The sequence below is a fragment of the Desulfovibrio sp. JC010 genome, assembly GCF_010470675.1.
GTDB lineage: Bacteria > Desulfobacterota > Desulfovibrionia > Desulfovibrionales > Desulfovibrionaceae > Maridesulfovibrio.
In genome coordinates, this window is record NZ_VOIQ01000027.1 from 1 (window position 1) to 16,459 (window position 16,459).

The window sequence follows — 16,459 nt, forward strand, 5'->3', positions numbered from 1 at the left end:
CCCGATGGTTAAAACAGGTACAACCCTCTGCAATTGATCAAGATTGACCAACCCGAAGTAACGGCCATCAAAGCTGTTTTCGGAATGAGTGGACAGGGCCAGACATTTGCCGGAGGGAAGAACTGTTGGTTTCAGGAAAATTGGTAAAGGGTTGCCGTGCTGGTCGGCAGGCTTGGCTTGAGTGCGCGGCAGCAGTTCGGAATTGATGCTGATGCCGTCTTTGCTGATCTGGAGAGTGTCGCCGGGAAGACCTACCAGAACCTTGAGCAGCGGCCTGTTGTTCCAGCCCAGATAATGACGCTTGAGGGCGATGTTGAAATACGGATTTTGCTCATCAAGGCTGAAGGTGATCAGGTCCCCGCGCACAGGTTTTCCGGGGACGATCTGATAAACGCCATGAGCCATGGAATCGGTCAGGTTGATCCGATACCCGGCAAAATGCAGCAGGAAGACAAGGCCCAGCGCGTGACAGCAGAAGGAAATCAACAGGAATCGCTTCATGCTGCCTCCCCGATGATAAATTTATTCCAATAAGCCTTGCGCCATGTGCGTTTGGATTGGTCCGTTTTAGGAGGTCTTGGACAGCAGCGTGCGTCTATCTGGCGCAGCTCTTCAGGTGTCTGTACAGCGAGCCATTTTTCAAATTTCTCATCCTGCACGGACTGCTTTGCTTCTTTCGCCTGCTGTTTTTTCAGCTCATCGATCTTGCGGATTACGGATTTTTCTTTCTCCATGTTGGCAAGAATCTGTTCGTTGGGAGTCAGGAAGCCCACCGGCCTGCGCCAAGTGCCTTTGCTTTTCAGAGTGGCGAAAACATAATTGCACGGACCTTTGTGGGCTTTGGGGAACGTATCGTGTTCCAGTTCCCATTCCACGGCATGGAGTGAGTTCTCGATGTCGGCAACGCTTTCACCCACGGGCAAGCGATGTAGAACAATCTGCCGAATCTGATCCGGGCCGAATTTCTCGGCATGGAGTCTGGGCCAGAGGGCTTCAAAATCATCCGCGCTGAGCGACAGCAGTCTTTGCGCCCATAATTCATTTTCTTCAGAATCAGATAGATTTCTTTTCTGTCTATCTAATAAGAAGAGATCTTGATACCGATCTTCATTGGTTTCAGGATGCGATGCGGAATTATTGTCAGCCCTTGATTCACAACGGTTAACAGCTTGTTTTACATGCTCGGCAATTGCGGAAAACGTATACCTTTCACGTTTGGTATCCAGATCGGTAACATTACGATCAATATACCGATCATGTTCGGTAACAGCGGGTTGATAGCGATCAGCTTTGCGAACACTTTCGGTATCAGCCTGCATGGGAAAGGCTTGCAATAGTTCCTTCATGCGCTTCATAGGCTTGGCATTCATCTTGAGAATGATGCCGAAATGGGGACCGCGCTCGTGCTGTCTTTTACTGTAGAGTCCATGCTCATGGCCCAGCTTGATTACCCGTCTCGCGGTCACTTCGCTGCAAAGTGCTTCTCTGGCAACAGATTGAATTACAAGTGAAATCTCATCTTGCTCGGCATGGTCTGCAATCTCTGAAATGATACCGAATATACGTTTGCCCTGATCGGATAAGCGGGAAAAAAGTCGATCGGCTTTGCTCTCCATATTTAATGATTGGGCGGTGTTTCGACCATTTCGATCAGGGCTATTATCAATGGTATCGGGATAGCGGTCAGCATTGGTATCAGCTTCGGTAACATCTTTGGTAACAGGAGGCTGACCGTATTCCTCAGTATGCAGCTCAAGAAACCGCTCACAGCGTTTTTTATTCAGGGTGACGATGCTCCCGTGCCTGCGGCCTGCTTCGTGGTTTTTGCGCTCGAATAGTCCGGCCTTCTCACCTTTTGGGATGGTACGCAGCACGCTTAATTTGCTGCATTTAGCGATGTGCTGGAGGCTGGAAAGCACAAAAGGAAACGACCTTTCCATAGTCGGCGCGGACTGGATAAGGGCGGCAATGATCCTTTTGCCGATGGGGGAAAGGGAGCTGTAAAATTCGTCTTTATTCGCCACTGAAGTCATAAAATTACGGTGCTGTTATGGGTTCTGGAAATCGCAAGGACGGAGTCATCTCTTATTTATGATTGCCGGGAGTGCGGACATTGGCAGCGTTGACAATGTCCGCATTTCTCAAGGCTTTATGATTTCAGAATTATTCGCTCTCTTCATAGGGGCTGTTGTCATCAATCAGCTCGTCCATCTGTTCGCTTAATTCTTCAGAGGTAGGTTCTGTTTTTACCGGGCCTTCAGGACCCGAAACATGGATAAGATCGGACTTCTCCGGGGCCGGAATCATTGACCGCTTAAGGAATTCAGGATCAAGGAAAAAGAGAATTTGCATCCCATAGATGGGCGCAAAACCGGCGGGGAATATGAGCATGTCCCCGGCTTTGATGATCCTGCCGCTACCGTCTTTTTCCGCGCCGGGAAGACGCATGCATTCGTCAGGGGTGAGCAAAGTCCGCTTGGCTTCGGAAATGCTGACGTTGGCCTTGTTCATATGCCCGGAGCGCGTGCCGGAAATGGAGGTCTTTTTCTGGACGATTGTGGCCTCGCCGGTCATTTTGGAAAGGACCTGCGCGGTTTCAATCTTGTTGGGAGCGTAGGCAATGCGCAGATGGCAGTTACTCATGATCGACTCATCTTTGCCGTAAGCGGACTGAAGTTGAGCCAGATCCTGCACGATGATGTAGGCTTTGATGCCGTACCCGGCCATGAAGGCCAGAGCGCGTTCAAAAATTTCCATCTTGCCCAGCGAGGTGAACTCATCAAGCATGAGCAGCAGACGGTGGCGGTATCCGGCCTTGGCCTGTCCGTTTTCAAATTCCATATTCTCGGTCAGGCGGCGCAGGACGATGTTCAGGATCAAGCGCACCAGCGGGCGCAGGCGGTCAATATCTGAGGGCCGGATGACCAGATAAAGTGAAACCGGTTCCGCAGTATTCATCAGATCCTTGATGCGGAAGTCACAGCCGGAAGTGGCCCGACTGACTACCGGATCACGATAAAGGGCCATGTTGGCGACGGCAGTGGAGACAACCCCGGAAAGCTCGGCCTCGGCTTTGTTGAGCATTTCACGGGCAGAGGCGGAGATGAATTTCTTGATGGCAATGATGGAGCTTTCGTCCATGGCATCGCCGAAAAGTTCACGCAGATATTTATCGTGTTTGTCGGTGAGCATCTCCTCGAACAAGGCCGAAATGTCCCGCTCCTCGTCAGCAAGCATGAGCGAAAGGTCGTTGAGCGTGGCGTGCCGATCTTCCCTGATTCGGTATAGAATCAGGCAATGCAGAATGGTTCCGCCGAGGAATGAAAAGGCGGCTTTGTTCCAGTAATCCTTGAGCCCCTTGCCGTCAGGATCAACGATCATGCTGGCAATGTTCTGGGCATCGGGAATGGCGTGCGGTCCGTCGATCCTGATCTCGGAAAGCGGATTGTAGCGGGCCGCGTTGCCCGTGGCATCAGTGGGATCAAACTTCATGACCTTGTGGCCTTGCTGTTTGCGCCAGCCGGAAGTCAAAGCCCAGTTTTCGCCCTTGATGTCCAGAACAATGGAACTACCTTCCCATGCAAGCAGGGTCGGCAGAACCAGTCCCACACCCTTACCGGAACGGGTCGGGGCAAAGGCCATGATGTGTTCGGGGCCGCTGTGGCGCAGATAGCGCAGGATTTTCTTGTCCAGCCAGCCGCCCACATAAACCCCGGAACCGCCGAGCAATCCGGCCTGTTTGATTTCCTTTTTATCGGCCCAGTGAGCGGTTCCGTGGATGTCCTTCACCCCTTTGGGCCTTTGGGAAAAGAGCAGCAGAAAACTGATCTGAAGCATCAAAGGGACGGCAAAGACGAGCTGGGCATCGGATATGATTTTATCCAGATATTTGCCGGATGGCAGCAGCGGAAGCCAGCTAAAGAACATCCACGGCCAGTAGAAGTTCTTGTAAACAGGTATCCCAAGATCCTTATGATAGTTGAAAAGCTCCGCAATCTGCTGCGTGGCGTAGCCCATGGCAGTCAGCGCAATTACAAGCATGATTACGAGATGATAAATCCAACTTCTGGAGGCAGCCTTGTTGCCAAGGCCATAAACGTTCCTGCCCATAATCAGCTCCGATACGGGGTGTAGGGGCGGGCAAAAACGATGTCCTTGGTGACCACCATGTTGAAACGCTTACCCGGCACGGTGCTGATGGCCGGTTTGATGCTCATGTTGCTTTGCAGCAAAGAGAGGGTGGACTGGCCGAGCTGGCTGGAAAGAGATGAACCCAGTTCATCCTGAAGACTTGGGTTGTTGTTTGAGGATGACCCTTTGTTGAATTTGTCCATGGCGTAGGCCGCGCCGCCGCTGACCATGCTCATAATGGCTGAAGATCCGAAAATGCGCAGATAATGGTTGTCCACATCCCCGGTGTAGCCGCCATAACCTCCCACATCGGTGCCTGGCATAATGCCAAGCGTAATGGAAGAGCCGTCAGGAAAGATTATCCTGTTCCACGCGACCAGAACACGCGATTGCCCCACGGCCACCCGTGAATCATAAACCCCGATCATGCGCGAGCCTTGCGGGATCAGCAGGTGCTGGCCCGTGGCAGTGTCATAGATATTTTGGCTGACCTGCCCAAGAATCTGGCCGGGCAGGTCGGAGTTAATGCCGCTGATCATTATGCCATTAATGACCGCCCCGGTTTTCAGCTCAAAAGGCTTTCCGGGGACACGTTCATAAGGGAGTTGCCAAGATCCATCTTTACCGGCACGGGAGTTGAGGAAATCTTCCTTGGCCTGCTGGTCATCCTTTTGAACGGAGGGCATTGTGGATGCTTCGCTTATGCTCAACGGATGTCGGGAACGAATGTCTTCAATGTTCGGCGTGCTGATGATTTGCGTCTGCGGCAGCTTCTTTTCAGGAATAGCAGCCGCAGCCCTGAGCGGTGAATTGAGAGCAGCCTTCATGTTTTCAATGCGGAAGGCACGCAGCTCGACTTCTTCTTTCATGCGCTGCTTTTCAAGCTCTGTAGGTTCTTCAGGGCGAACCACGGTCACCAGTGATTTGCTCAAAGGTCTTGCCCTTTCCTCTTCATGCTTTTCGCTCTGCGGCGGCATAGAAAGCCCGGATTTTTGCTCCGGGTCTTGAATCGGCTGCCTTGTGTCTGCTTCGGTTATTGGAGCGGTGGTGCTTTGGGCCTGTGCAGTTTCCTTTTTATTGGAGTTCTGGACGGCATAAATCAGAATAACCACCAGCAGCAGAGCTACAGCGGCGATGACGTACATGATGCGTTTATCCAGTCTGGCGACTTTGACCTTGGGACGGGCGAGGCTGTTGGGAGAATCTGACATAGCCACCACCTATTCAGCCTTGATGATGTACATCATCGCCACGTTGCGCGGGCGAGTCTCGGAACCGCCGGTTGTGGAGGTGAAAAACCAGCGATTACTGACGCGGCTTTCATCGTCGCCAACCCCGCCGTGCATGGGGCCGCTGGTGTAACCATAGCGGGTGTGTCTGCTAGGATTACGCACGTTTGTTTCAGGCAAACCTTGAATATGGTTGTGCGCTCTCAACTGGTCAGACTGCACATTCAGCAGACTTCTGCCGCCATCAACCCCACGGCCATGATCCCAACCGCGAATGAATTCACCGCGTAGATCGGGAACTCTGCTGCCGACAATTGCGGCCAGTTCTGAATGACCGCTGGTGGACTGGCCGTTGCATTCAAGCCAGCCGTCGGGGACTGATCCGGCAGGCCACGGAACAACGGTTCCCACTGGAACGCCGCTGATTTTTTGCGGTGTGACGTTGCTCAGGGTGTAGCTGGTGGCGTCTCCGGCAAAGGCTGCGGAGCAAAACAGCAGTATAAATATGAGGGGAAAGATTATTCTTTTCATGTTTGTTTTCCTTTAATTACAGGTAGTGAGGACCATTATTCTGCCGGTCCCGGCTGGTGGTGAAATCCATGAGGAATCGGAGTCTGCGGTGCGAATGCGCATGTGWACGCGCCAGTTGTCGGCGTCCTCACTTGTGGCCCAGCACTGCACGGCAACGATGGATTTTGAAACAGAACCTTCGGCAAATGCGGCAGGAGCTACGAAGATTTGCGAGGTGGAACTGACGCCGGGGGCGCAGGTTGGTTTGGGAATCAGTTCTCCATTGATGGCAACGGTGGAGCCTTTCAGGAATTGCGAGTTGCCGGAATCGGCAATGACCTGTGGTTCACCGGCGCGGCAGATGTAAAGACCTACGGCAGGGTCGAAGAAAACACGGCCTTCCTTATCGGGATCTCCGCAGAAGCCGGACGCATCGATGTCGGCAAGGGTGTGCTTTTCAAAGTGAACTTCTTTCACGTTTTCAATGGCGTGATCGGTCATATCCAGCTCGGTGAACATTTCGTTCAGCTCCGGGTGGTCGGGGACTTCCACGCGGTAAAGGAAGTCCTTGCTGATGTCCTTTTCACGCAGGAAAGCGCGTCCGCCGATATGGCCGGGAGCAGGTACGGGGATGTCTGTGGCTGCAAGATCAACAGTCCAGCCGCCGAAAGATCCGCGCAGCTCGGATGCTGATTGACCGGGCATTTCTCCGGTGGGAATATAGCCCCCGGCACCGCCGACCATGGCCGCAGTTGCCGGGGCAAAAGTGGTGCTGAAGTTCTTGTCATTTGCTGAGTGTGTGCGTCCGGCATAGGTCAAGACTAGGACCTGCAAATCCCCGACTGAAGGCTGGAGCACGTAGATTCCGTACCGTTGGCCCCAGCCGTTGAGATCCAGAAACCCGTCAGGGAGAAAGCCCCCGGTGCGGAGCTGGGCCATAGTGACCGCAGTCGCACCGGAAGCAGTTGAAGAGGTGATCAGGTCGGAGTAGTTTTCCTTGGTGTAATCGGAGGCCGCATCAAGCACGGCAGCGAGGTGGTTGCTGACATTGCGCTGCTTGATCTGCTCAACACCGCGGTCGATGAAATCACCGAGCAAAGGCATGAGCATGGCAAGTATGATCAAAGCCGCCAGCACTTCAATCAGAGTAAAGCCTTGTTGTTTAATTTTGCATTTATCTATCATGTTAATTCCATTCGTATGTATTGCGCCAAGCCCCTATTAGGGAGTCCAGAGGGGCTTAGCCCTTCTGGTCCCCCTGAAAGGGCCCTCGGAGAGCCGCCGGAGGCATAGCGATCGTCAAAAGCGCGAAGCGCATCCAATCCCTCTTACTTCTTAATAACGCTGACGATGCAGCCTTCGGGTATGAATGAGGGCAATGAAACGCCGTTCCCGTATTTGTTGAAAAGCTTGCCGTTGCGGTTGATTCCGATGGCATAGCTGTTCAGGAACAAGTCCCTGATTGCTTTTGCTTCCAGTTTATTGACTGGTCCCCAGACGTAGATGTGGCCGTTGTCTACGCGGTTGGGCCAGTTGCGGATGGGATTCCAACCGGACGGCAATCTGAGAAGCGAGGTTGATATTTCACCGGACGCGGGGGCGGAATTGCTGAGTGCGTAATTGTTCACGGCGTCGCGGTAGACACCGTAATTGGTGGCTACCGCTTCGGCCTGAAAGGTCCGGGGACTGAAGCTGGACTCGGCCATGACCAGAGCCATGATGCCGAGAATGCTGAACAGTGCGGCTAGGATTTTCATAGAGATCAAAGCCCCGGTTAGTTGGAAGTGAAGACGATTGTGTTGGTGGCGGCGAGCTGATTGGTGATGGCAGCAACCATTCCGCTGGCCTGCTGGATGACCACGCCATTGACTGTGACTGAAACCCATGAACCGGCCTGAAAGGTCGCCAGCTTTACGCAGGCGTATTCGGGCACGCTGTTGTGGGTGATAGTGAAGGTGGTTGGATCGGTTCCGGCGGCAACGGTAACTGCGCCGTTCCAGACGTTGCGCACTTCGCCGCTGCTTTTGATCATGCCGTCAGGCACGGCTTCGTTGGTCACGGCAATATCTGTGGTCAGGCCGTTGAAGTCCGGTTCGCCCTGATAGAGGTTTTTGATGTCGAGGCGGAAGGTGGAAAGGTTCTGTTCCGCCTTGGCAATTTTGTCGTTGTCAATTCCTTTTGAAATCATGTAGCCGGAGCCGCCGAGTACGATGAGGCCGATAAGCAGTGCGCCGAGAGTTTCGAGTAATGTCATATCTTTTTTCCTTTAATATCCCATGTTTTGACCGAGTTGTTGTTGAAGTGATGTCACCGCGAGCACGATGCTGGTGATCATTGAACTGATGCCGATGATGCAGGTTATGTTGATGATTTTGGCCTGCGCTTTGATTGTTTCCATGCCTTCAGCCAGCCATTCCTCGGCAATGAGGTGCAGCCGGGCATCGAATCCGGGAAGTGTGGAATAGATGCGTAGATCTTCGATGATGGTTTGAGCGGGGAAGCGGTAGCCGGAATCGTCCAAGGCCTCGCCGATCCCTTTGCCGAGATTGAGTTGGGCCTTGATTGAATTCAGCCGTTCCTTGAGCCACGGACTGGAACCGGTAGTCTCAAGCATGTCGTTCATGGCTTGCGAGAGCTGAATCCCGGATTTCATCAGGGTTGAGAGGGTGAAGAGCCAGAGACTTCCAATGATGAGCCGGTAGAATGACCACGGCGGCAGGCCGTCAAAGCGGACCCGGATTTTGCCGGTCCAGACCTTGATAGTCGCCAGTGAAGTGAAGAAAAGCAGCACTATCCCGACAAGCAGAATGGTCCCGAAGGTGGAATCCACGAATCCGGCCACCTGATAGAGGGTATTTGCGCTGCCCACCCAGCGGGAAGGGTCGGAAAGCTCTGCAAGTTTGGGCACTACGTAGCGCGAGAGCACCAGCAGCAGGGCAATCAGGGCAAGGATCAGGATCGTCGGGTAGCTCAATGCTTTCCACATGGAGCTGACGATCTTCAATCGGGCTTTGATAAGCCGCACGCAAAGCTCAAGGGCTTCGTGAAGTTTCCCGGATTCCATGCCGCTCTGAAGGAGCATTGCTTCCTCGGCGGGAATGAATCCGCGCAGGGCTTCATGAATGCTGTCCCCGGAATTGATGCGGGCCGAGACCTCTGTGAGCACCGGGCTGAGCAAGTTGCGCTGCTTGGCGTAGCGTTCTTCAATGTAGCTGACAGCCTCAGCCACGTTGATTCCGTGGCGGGTCATGGCCGCGAGTTTGCGGTAAACCCTGATTCGTACCTGCTGGGTAAAGAAGAGCTTTGCCAGCAGGCTGGTGTGCTTAAGCAACTGCATGGGCAAACTCCCCGAAACCACTATGTTTGCGGTCGTAATCCAGCGGAACACCAAGCCGCAGTTCGGCAAGGCAGGGATCAACGACACCTGTCTGGATAAGTTCAAGGGCATGATCCACAAAGGTTCTGCCGTTCAATTCATTCCGCCAATGTTTGTAGGCAGCGTCCATATTCCCATTACGGATGGCGTTAAGAATTACGTGGTCAGTGGGGACCAGTTCAGCGGCAACAGTCTGGCTGATGATGCCCATGCCCGCGCAATCTGCGCAGCCTTCACCACGAATATGAATCCGGTCCATGTCGGTGATGGTGGACATGAGCCGTTCCAAAAGCGGTTGCGGAAGGCTTCTGCGGCGCAGTTCATTGTTAGGGCCAAGGGCGAAGACATCTTTGATAGGCATCCTGCACTTGGTGCAGAGCACCGGGACCAGCCGTTGATGATGCAGGCCAGAAAGCACTGTGTGGTCGCAGAGATATTCCAGCGGATCAGGGTAATTGGCCGCACGCAGCAGGGAGACCATGCGCTGAATGATTCCAAAGGCAGAGTTGGCGTGAACCGTGGTCCAGACGCCGTGCCCGGTCTGGGCTGCATCCAGTGCGGCGGAAGCAGCCTGCGGATAACGAATTTCACCGATCATGATTTCATCCGGGTCGGAGCGCATGGCCCCGGCAATGGCGTTACGGTAAGCACGACCTCTGTTTTCATCCTGATCATTGGTGCTGACCCGGACCTGCTTGACCCGCTCCAGCGGATATTCCGGCGGATCTTCAATGGCGAGGTAGTTCTTTTCGGGATTTTCCTCGGCCATGCTTTCCATGATGTGCTTGAGCGCGGTACTTTTGCCGTGTCCGGTGGGACCGGAAAGCAGCGAAAGCCCGGACCGCTGGGTCAGGGTCTGAAAGTCGCACTTGTGCTGTTCGGAGTATCCGAGGCTGGCGAGCCGATCAGCCAGATTGCCCTTGGCCGTGGTGCGGTCATAGAGCAGGCGCAGGGCCATGAATGTCCCGGTGCCGTTGTCGGCCATGGCACATTCCAGCGGCTCGGTATGAATACGGATGGAATGGACTTCCGAGGGCAGGAAGTCGTTGTTTACGATTCTGCCGTCCTGCCGCTCACTGGGAATGAAGGTTGAATCGACCTGATTGGACATGGTCTGATAGATGGCCACAATGACCTTGCGGCCACGCTCGCCTTTGAGCTGCTTGTAATCCTGCACCATGCCCAGCTTGCGGAATTTGATGGAGGCAAACGGTCCTTCATCGGTCAAATGGATGTCGGACGCGCCCTGCTTGTGAGCATCGGCGATGATGTTTACGGCAAGGGTCTGAATATCGCTTTCTGTCTCGATGCGGGTGTAATGCTTCTTGCGCAGCTTCTGGAATTCACTGGCTTCCACTCGTTTGGTCTCGGTGTAACCTTTGCGGGCGGCGTAGCTGAGGAAAGACATCAGATGCGCGTCATCTTCCAGCTCCGCAGAGATCAGGATCACGCCCTCAAGGAGCATGACCCGTTCTTGCAGAACCGTTGGTATTTCGTTGTTGGTCATGCTGATTACTCCGCGAACTTCAAGGGAATGTTCTTGCCGTTGTGGCGGACAACCACTGACTGCGGGGTTATGACATCAACCCTGCCGATTCCTACGCTTGCGCCCTCGCTTACGGTCTGCATGCCGTCACGACTGAGCAGAGTTGCGGAGAGTCTTCCGTCTACTCCCTGAATGGAAACGATTTTGGGCCAGACAGGACGGCTTTTCTTTTTTACGGCAGCTTTGGGAGTTGCCGAAGCGGGAGGCAGGACCGGGATGATCGGCATGGTCAGCTCACGCAGTTTCTTTTGCTTTTCAGCAATCTTGACCTGCACATTGAGGACGTCGAGCTGTGAATGAAGCGCACTCAAGCCTTCAAGAGAAACAAAAGCGGGGCCGCTGATTTTGGGCCTTGCCGATGTCTGTTTCTTGGCAGACTCAGGCTGGGTAGTTGTGGCGTTACTCGTGCTGTTGGTGGCTTCGTAGAAAGCCGGGATAGTCGCGTTTGTTCCGTTGCTATGTCCCGCAACGGTTGCGTTGAACGCAGTTCCATTTCCAACCGGCATGGAGCTGTTTGCAGGAGCGGAAACCAGAGGCTTGGCTAAAGAATCCAAGTCAGCAGATTCCTGCGCATAAACGGCAGTTGCCAGCAGGAGCACGATCAGGACGAGGTTAATAAGACGCATAGATCTGTCCCTCCATGGTGCATTTGTTTTCAGTGAGGTCGATTTTTGTGAGAACCAGTCCGGGGATAGTGTCCAGCTCAAAGAAGAGCGGTTCGGAAATAACCGAAATCGACGGCAGTGCAGACAGCTTCCATTCTCCTTTGATCCACGGAGCGGTGAACTGGCTTGTCTTGTCGAGCTTTTTGATTTCGGGGTTCTTCCAGTTCAGGCGCAGCTTTGCGGCGAGAACGCGAGTCAGCTCATAGAGTCGGGCAGTGACTTCGGATTTCTGGCCCAGCTCCTGTTTTGCCCGTTGATTCTTGAGTGCATACGGAATGGTGATTTCAGCCAGCTCCGGGCGAGGGCCGAGAGTGGAATTTCCGGGACGGTCGGTAAACTGCGCACCCTGCTGATGCAGCCAAGCCATATAAATCCCTTCACCATTGCGGATAATGGATTTCAGCTTCCAGCCGAGGGTGTACGGTTCGGTGTGACGCACGGCACGCAGGAATTCATATGCAAAAGCTGAAGGCAGCGCGCTTTCGTTCCATGTCTTCGGGAAGAGCGTGTCGAGATCTATAAGAACCGGCGCAACTTCCTGCTGTTTGAGCTTGCTCTCAATGGCTGCAAGTCTGCGCAGTTCTGCAAGCTTATCCTGCTGAAACTGATCCCAGATCAACCAGCCCATGAGCAGGGCCGCGCACAGCGCAACACAGGAAATCCACAAGCCTCGGCTATTTTCTTCAACTAGCGGTTGAACTTTTTCAGAAACTCGCAGCAGTCCATTGAAATGATCCATGGACTCTTCAACGGTTTCGCAAAGAATCTCGTTGTCATCCCAGTCGGACAGGGATTTGAGGTTGTTGAAGTGGGCTTTTGCTTCAGCCTGTGAGTTGAAGTATTGGTCGCCTTCAGCAGCGATGTTTTTCTTGCTGATCGCGCAAACCCACCACAATTCTTCACCGAGGCAGAACATTCCGATCCATGTGGGCAGGGAACGCTCAACCAGCGCACAGGCCAGTGAGGGCAGACGTTTGATCTTTGCTTCAGCGCAATTTCCAAGGCCGAATTGCTGCTTTCTGATTGCAACGCAGTTGTATCCGCCTTCGGGGAATTTTTCGGCCAGAATGCGGGCCTGTTGCAGCGCGTCTTTGCGTTTGCCGGAGCCGTTAATGAATTGCCACCAGAGACCGATGGCGTATTTTTTCTTTTTAATGATAATATGTTGCATGGCTAGACCCCGGCACTTTCCATTTCAATGGTGATGATGATCAGGCTTTTGCCGTACTGTTGGCTGAGTCCGCCGGAGGTGAAGCCGATTCCCTTGGAATCCTGATTGCTTTCCTGCTCGAATCCGGCCAGCACCAGAGTCTGACCGCACTTCATTTTTACCCGCTGGCTGAAGCTGCGGGTGGAGACCTGCGGCAACTGGATGGTCATGGAGCCGGAAGAGAATTCCTTCATGGAGTCCAGCGAAGACAGGGTAATGTTGTATTGCAGGATGGCTTTGCGGTTATCCATGATGTGCGGAAGCACGGTCATGGAGAAGCCGGTGGAAACCTCGCCGGGCGTGAGTTCCGAGGTCTGCATGGAGTTTTCAGTGGTGGTTGAGCTGACCCCGGCGAGATAGGAATCACGCTTGACCACCTGCACCGGCAAGGCCTGATTGTTCATCACGATCCCGGAGCCGGAAGTCAGCAGGGTGGTACGCCCACGCTGACGCAGGGCGCGAAGCATGAGCTTGGTGTCCTTCCAGTTGCCGTCAAGAATGGCGGCGGTCAGAGTTCCCGCACCGGCAAGGGAGCTGTGCGGCTGTCCGCCGAGCAGGCTGAAACTGGATTGCCCGGCCTTGAGCGCGGTCTCAAGATTGAAGCCGGTATCCGCATTGCGGTTGAGTTCCAGTGACCAGACTTTGACTGCAAGGGCCACCTGCCTGCCCATCTTGGAGTTCAGGGAATTGATGTATTTTTCAACCCGGCGCAGGACCGTGTTGGTGTCGGTCACAGTAACCATTCCGGCAGCTTCGTTAACCACGACTCTGCCGTCCTTGCTGAGCATGGCTTCCACCGCTCTTTGGGTATCCTTCCAGACATCGCCTTCATAGCTGGCCTTGTTGGTCTGCGAGGTCTGGCTGACACTGTCCGAGGTTTTGGTGGTCTGGCCTACGCCGTTAATGTTGTTGGCGTTGCCGGAATTGCCGGAAGTCTGAGATTTGTTGGTGATGGTCGATTCGTATTTGATATTTCCCGGCGCAACATCAAGGCTAAAGGATCTGGTCTGCAAACGGGCAATTTCAACCTTTGCCCGACTGGAGTCGTATTCCCAGCCCATGCCGAAGAAATCACACATGTTGTCCAGCAACCCTTTGAGCTGGCCGTCATACATGAGCTGCATGCGTTCAGGTGTTTTGCGGTCCTGATTTTCCTGCGCAACATGTACATCGCTGTCCGCGTCCTGCACGACTTCGATATGAACGGGAACCTGCTCGCTGATTTTTCTCGCCAGTTCCGGCGCGGTCAGCGGGCGTCTTAGGTTGAGGGTGATTCGTCTGGAAAAGACGGCAGGCAGCTTGTTGTCGTCCAGTTCCACCGGAACCGCGCCCACGTATGGAGCATGAACAACAGTGACTGTTTTTTTCATGGTCGCTTGGCGCATGGATGCGGCGCGACCCTTTACCGACCGTTCCTGCGGGGAAGGCTGGAAATTGGTGCATCCGCTGACAAACAGACAGACGCAGAGCATAAATAAAAGAACTCGTTTCATGTTAATCCTCGCAGACTTCAACGACCTTGTTGGCCTGATAGATGGTTACGCGCAGTGAATTTCCGCTGGCATGCATTCTGGAAAAGAGCCGTTTGACGGCTCTGGGGAAGGTGTCCCGGAAAGTGGTCCCGGCCTGCATTTGGAAATCATGGGGAGCTTTCCAGACCAGTGTGTATTCAGCGCGACCGGCCCAGCGTTTGAGTTGATCCCGCAGGCCGCCGGGAACAATGTTCCAGTCTTCGTCCAGTGGGGATTCAACCTGCTTGGAGTCATTGCCCACGAACTCAAAATAGGCAGGGGTCTGAGTCAGCAGACCGGCTTTTTCAAATCCTTCATGGGTAAGGTTATAGACCTGTCCGAAAGACCAGCCGTCCGAAGCTTTGACATGCAGGTAATAGAGAGTGCTGTTGCCGATTCCATCAAAGACCATGTCCATATCCAGCACGTTGGGGTCTGTGGATGCGGGGCTGAATTGAAAGCCCTGTGCGCGGATGCTGGCATCAAACTTCCAGCCGAAGTCATTGTCAGGAACATTCAGGTGCAGGACGGTCCGGCCCGGAGGGTAATGTCCGGCAACCTTGAGCGCGGCTTCTTCCACCAGCGGCTCAATTTCCTGCTCTTGGTACATGGTTGTCTGCTGGCTCATTATTTCAGCTTCAATCTGGCTGCCCGCCTGTTTTACGGAGCAGCCGCTGGCGGCGATGAGTGTCATCAACAGCAGAAGTAAGGGGATTAATTTTCTCATTTTGTTACCTCAATACGGTTTATTTCCACCTTGGCCTGATCCGTTCCGGTCCCGGCCACGAGGATTGCTTTTTCAAAGATTTCATCCACGATCATGGCATTGCCTTTGACCCGGTAATTGACGATTGCTTCCTGCCCGGCCTTTTCCACCAGCAGCACCGGGATTTCGGTCCGGGTGGATGTCCTTGGAAGCTGGATAAAAGTCCTGATTCCGTCGTTGTAGACGCGCATGGGCTTCCAGCTCGCATCATCGCCGCTGATGGCGTAGCTGAAGTCGAGGGTCGAAAGATCCACGGTCTTGCCTGCAATGCTGGTGGTCTCCCAGACCTCTTTGCGTTCCTTTTTTTTCAGGCTGGCTTTAAGGATTTTCTGCTGATCTTCCGGGTACAGAAAGGCCACGTAGGGAGTGTGTCCCTTGCGCCGGGAAACCAGTTTCAAGTGATAGGTACGGCGGTCGGTGGTGATGACCGCGCTGGTCACCAGTCCGGCATCAAGGGGCTTGATAATGAGGTGGGTGCGTTCCCGGCCCGGCATGCCGGATCGGCCCACAACCACCATCCAGCGAGCGGTGTCTCCGATGATGACGTCATTGACGTTTTCACCGGGCTGGAGTTCAAGGTCCGAGGCCATGAGTGGGGAGCAGATAAGGGTCGGCAGGGTCGCGCCGTAAACGTAAACAACCTTGCCGTTGCTCTGCATGATCGGCTTGATTTTGCGGTTCATCCATTCCCGCGAGAGCTTGAGTGCTGCCCACTCCTTGCTGTTCAGGGGAATGTCTTTTTTGCTGATGTAATCCGGTGCTGGCAGCGGCGCGGCCCATGCCGTGCAGACGCTGATAAGCACAAGGAATATTGAGAGAAGAGTCTGTCTCATTGTGTCTCCTATTGTTCAAGAAGTTTCGCCCAGGAGAGTTCTGTGACGTAAACGCCCGCAGGGTTCCTGATAATCTGGCTGTCTGTTGTTGGTGGGGAGATGCGGACCTTGAGGGTCGCTTCATATTTGGTGCTGGAAACGGCTACGCCTGAATGGTTGCGCACGGTTTCCAGCCATTCGATACGCCAGCTCTCGGAGCTGACCGGCAGCGGGATGCCCTTGATGTCGATTTCCACAAGGGTTTTCTGTCCCCGCTGGTAAGGGTTATGGGTTTTGTACCAACCCTTGGTGGCACCTCTGGCCGCGCCGACCACAAAGGAGGACATGCGCCGGACCATTTTTTTCTGGAGTCCGATGTCTGCGGTGACGGTGCGCCAGTTGGTGATCAGATTGGCGATTTCAGCCTGAATGATCCGCTTTGAAACCGGACCGGCCTGATCCGCGCGTTTGACCGCAACGGACTGGCCGAGTTTGTCCACCTCGACCACGTAGGGAACGACCTTGTTCTGCACGGCCTGAACGATGTTGACGCAAAGCGAGAGGCAAACGGTCAGGGCCATGATCAAAGCGGCAAAACGCCATTGATTACGGCTTTTTATGTAGCTGGCGTAACGCTCGAACCATTCTTCTTTGGCGGCTAAATAGGCAGAATTTGGACGGTTTTTGGGCATAGTTATCCTGT

General features: G+C 53.9%; 16 protein-coding genes. All 16 read right to left on the reverse strand.

Annotation, left to right across the window (positions count from 1 at the left end; translation table 11 throughout):
• The coding region (gene traF / locus FMR86_RS19990; protein ID WP_163353188.1) for a conjugative transfer signal peptidase TraF at nt 1-501 on the reverse strand (501 nt) is incomplete at its 3' end.
• Nucleotides 498-2,033 carry a hypothetical protein gene (locus FMR86_RS19995; protein WP_163353190.1) on the reverse strand — a complete coding sequence of 512 codons (1,536 nt, stop codon included), beginning with the start codon at nt 2,031-2,033 and terminating at the stop codon, nt 498-500. The genes FMR86_RS19995 and traF, both read right to left, overlap by 4 nt.
• Nucleotides 2,034-2,163: 130 nt before the next feature.
• Nucleotides 2,164-4,110, reverse strand: a complete 1,947-nt coding sequence (locus FMR86_RS20000; protein WP_163353191.1) for a type IV secretory system conjugative DNA transfer family protein — start codon at nt 4,108-4,110, stop codon at nt 2,164-2,166.
• A gap of 2 nt (nt 4,111-4,112) precedes the next feature.
• A complete protein-coding gene (locus FMR86_RS20005) occupies nt 4,113-5,342 on the reverse strand; it encodes a TrbI/VirB10 family protein (RefSeq protein WP_163353193.1) in 1,230 nt (409 codons plus the stop codon).
• Nucleotides 5,343-5,351: 9 nt separating this feature from the next.
• On the reverse strand, nt 5,352-5,891 hold the full coding sequence (locus FMR86_RS20010; RefSeq protein WP_163353194.1) for a tail fiber protein: 540 nt from the start codon (nt 5,889-5,891) through the stop codon (nt 5,352-5,354).
• Between the two features lie 12 nt (nt 5,892-5,903).
• Nucleotides 5,904-7,055, reverse strand: coding sequence for a shufflon system plasmid conjugative transfer pilus tip adhesin PilV (gene pilV, locus FMR86_RS20015; protein WP_163353195.1), 1,152 nt, complete (start codon nt 7,053-7,055; stop codon nt 5,904-5,906).
• A gap of 143 nt (nt 7,056-7,198) precedes the next feature.
• Entirely contained in the window at nt 7,199-7,627 is a 429-nt protein-coding gene (pilM, locus tag FMR86_RS20020; RefSeq protein WP_163353196.1) for a type IV pilus biogenesis protein PilM, read from the reverse strand.
• 17 nt (nt 7,628-7,644) lie between these two features.
• Nucleotides 7,645-8,124 (reverse strand): type 4 pilus major pilin, encoded by a 480-nt coding sequence (locus FMR86_RS20025; protein WP_163353197.1) that lies wholly within the window; start codon nt 8,122-8,124, stop codon nt 7,645-7,647.
• Between the two features lie 12 nt (nt 8,125-8,136).
• The gene (locus tag FMR86_RS20030; protein WP_163353198.1) at nt 8,137-9,207 is read right to left on the reverse strand and encodes a type II secretion system F family protein; all 1,071 of its coding nucleotides are present in this window, start codon (nt 9,205-9,207) and stop codon (nt 8,137-8,139) included.
• A complete protein-coding gene (locus FMR86_RS20035) occupies nt 9,194-10,753 on the reverse strand; it encodes an ATPase, T2SS/T4P/T4SS family (protein ID WP_163353200.1) in 1,560 nt (519 codons plus the stop codon). The genes FMR86_RS20030 and FMR86_RS20035 overlap by 14 nt, the downstream gene beginning before the upstream one ends.
• Before the next feature lie 5 nt (nt 10,754-10,758).
• A complete protein-coding gene (gene pilP / locus FMR86_RS20040; protein WP_163353201.1) occupies nt 10,759-11,418 on the reverse strand; it encodes a type IV pilus biogenesis protein PilP in 660 nt (219 codons plus the stop codon).
• Complete coding sequence (gene pilO2, locus FMR86_RS20045; protein ID WP_163353202.1) at nt 11,405-12,628, reverse strand: type 4b pilus protein PilO2; 1,224 nt, start codon at nt 12,626-12,628, stop codon at nt 11,405-11,407. Before pilO2 ends, pilP begins: the two co-directional genes overlap by 14 nt.
• Before the next feature lie 2 nt (nt 12,629-12,630).
• Complete coding sequence (locus FMR86_RS20050; protein WP_163353204.1) at nt 12,631-14,160, reverse strand: secretin N-terminal domain-containing protein; 1,530 nt, start codon at nt 14,158-14,160, stop codon at nt 12,631-12,633.
• Between the two features lies 1 nt (nt 14,161).
• Nucleotides 14,162-14,905 carry a TcpQ domain-containing protein gene (locus tag FMR86_RS20055; RefSeq protein ID WP_163353205.1) on the reverse strand — a complete coding sequence of 248 codons (744 nt, stop codon included), beginning with the start codon at nt 14,903-14,905 and terminating at the stop codon, nt 14,162-14,164.
• Nucleotides 14,902-15,777 carry a P-type conjugative transfer protein TrbG gene (trbG, locus tag FMR86_RS20060; RefSeq protein ID WP_163353207.1) on the reverse strand — a complete coding sequence of 292 codons (876 nt, stop codon included), beginning with the start codon at nt 15,775-15,777 and terminating at the stop codon, nt 14,902-14,904. The genes FMR86_RS20055 and trbG overlap by 4 nt, the downstream gene beginning before the upstream one ends.
• 8 nt (nt 15,778-15,785) lie before the next feature.
• Nucleotides 15,786-16,448, reverse strand: coding sequence for a type IV secretion system protein (locus FMR86_RS20065; RefSeq protein ID WP_163353208.1), 663 nt, complete (start codon nt 16,446-16,448; stop codon nt 15,786-15,788).
• Nucleotides 16,449-16,459 lie beyond the last annotated feature (11 nt).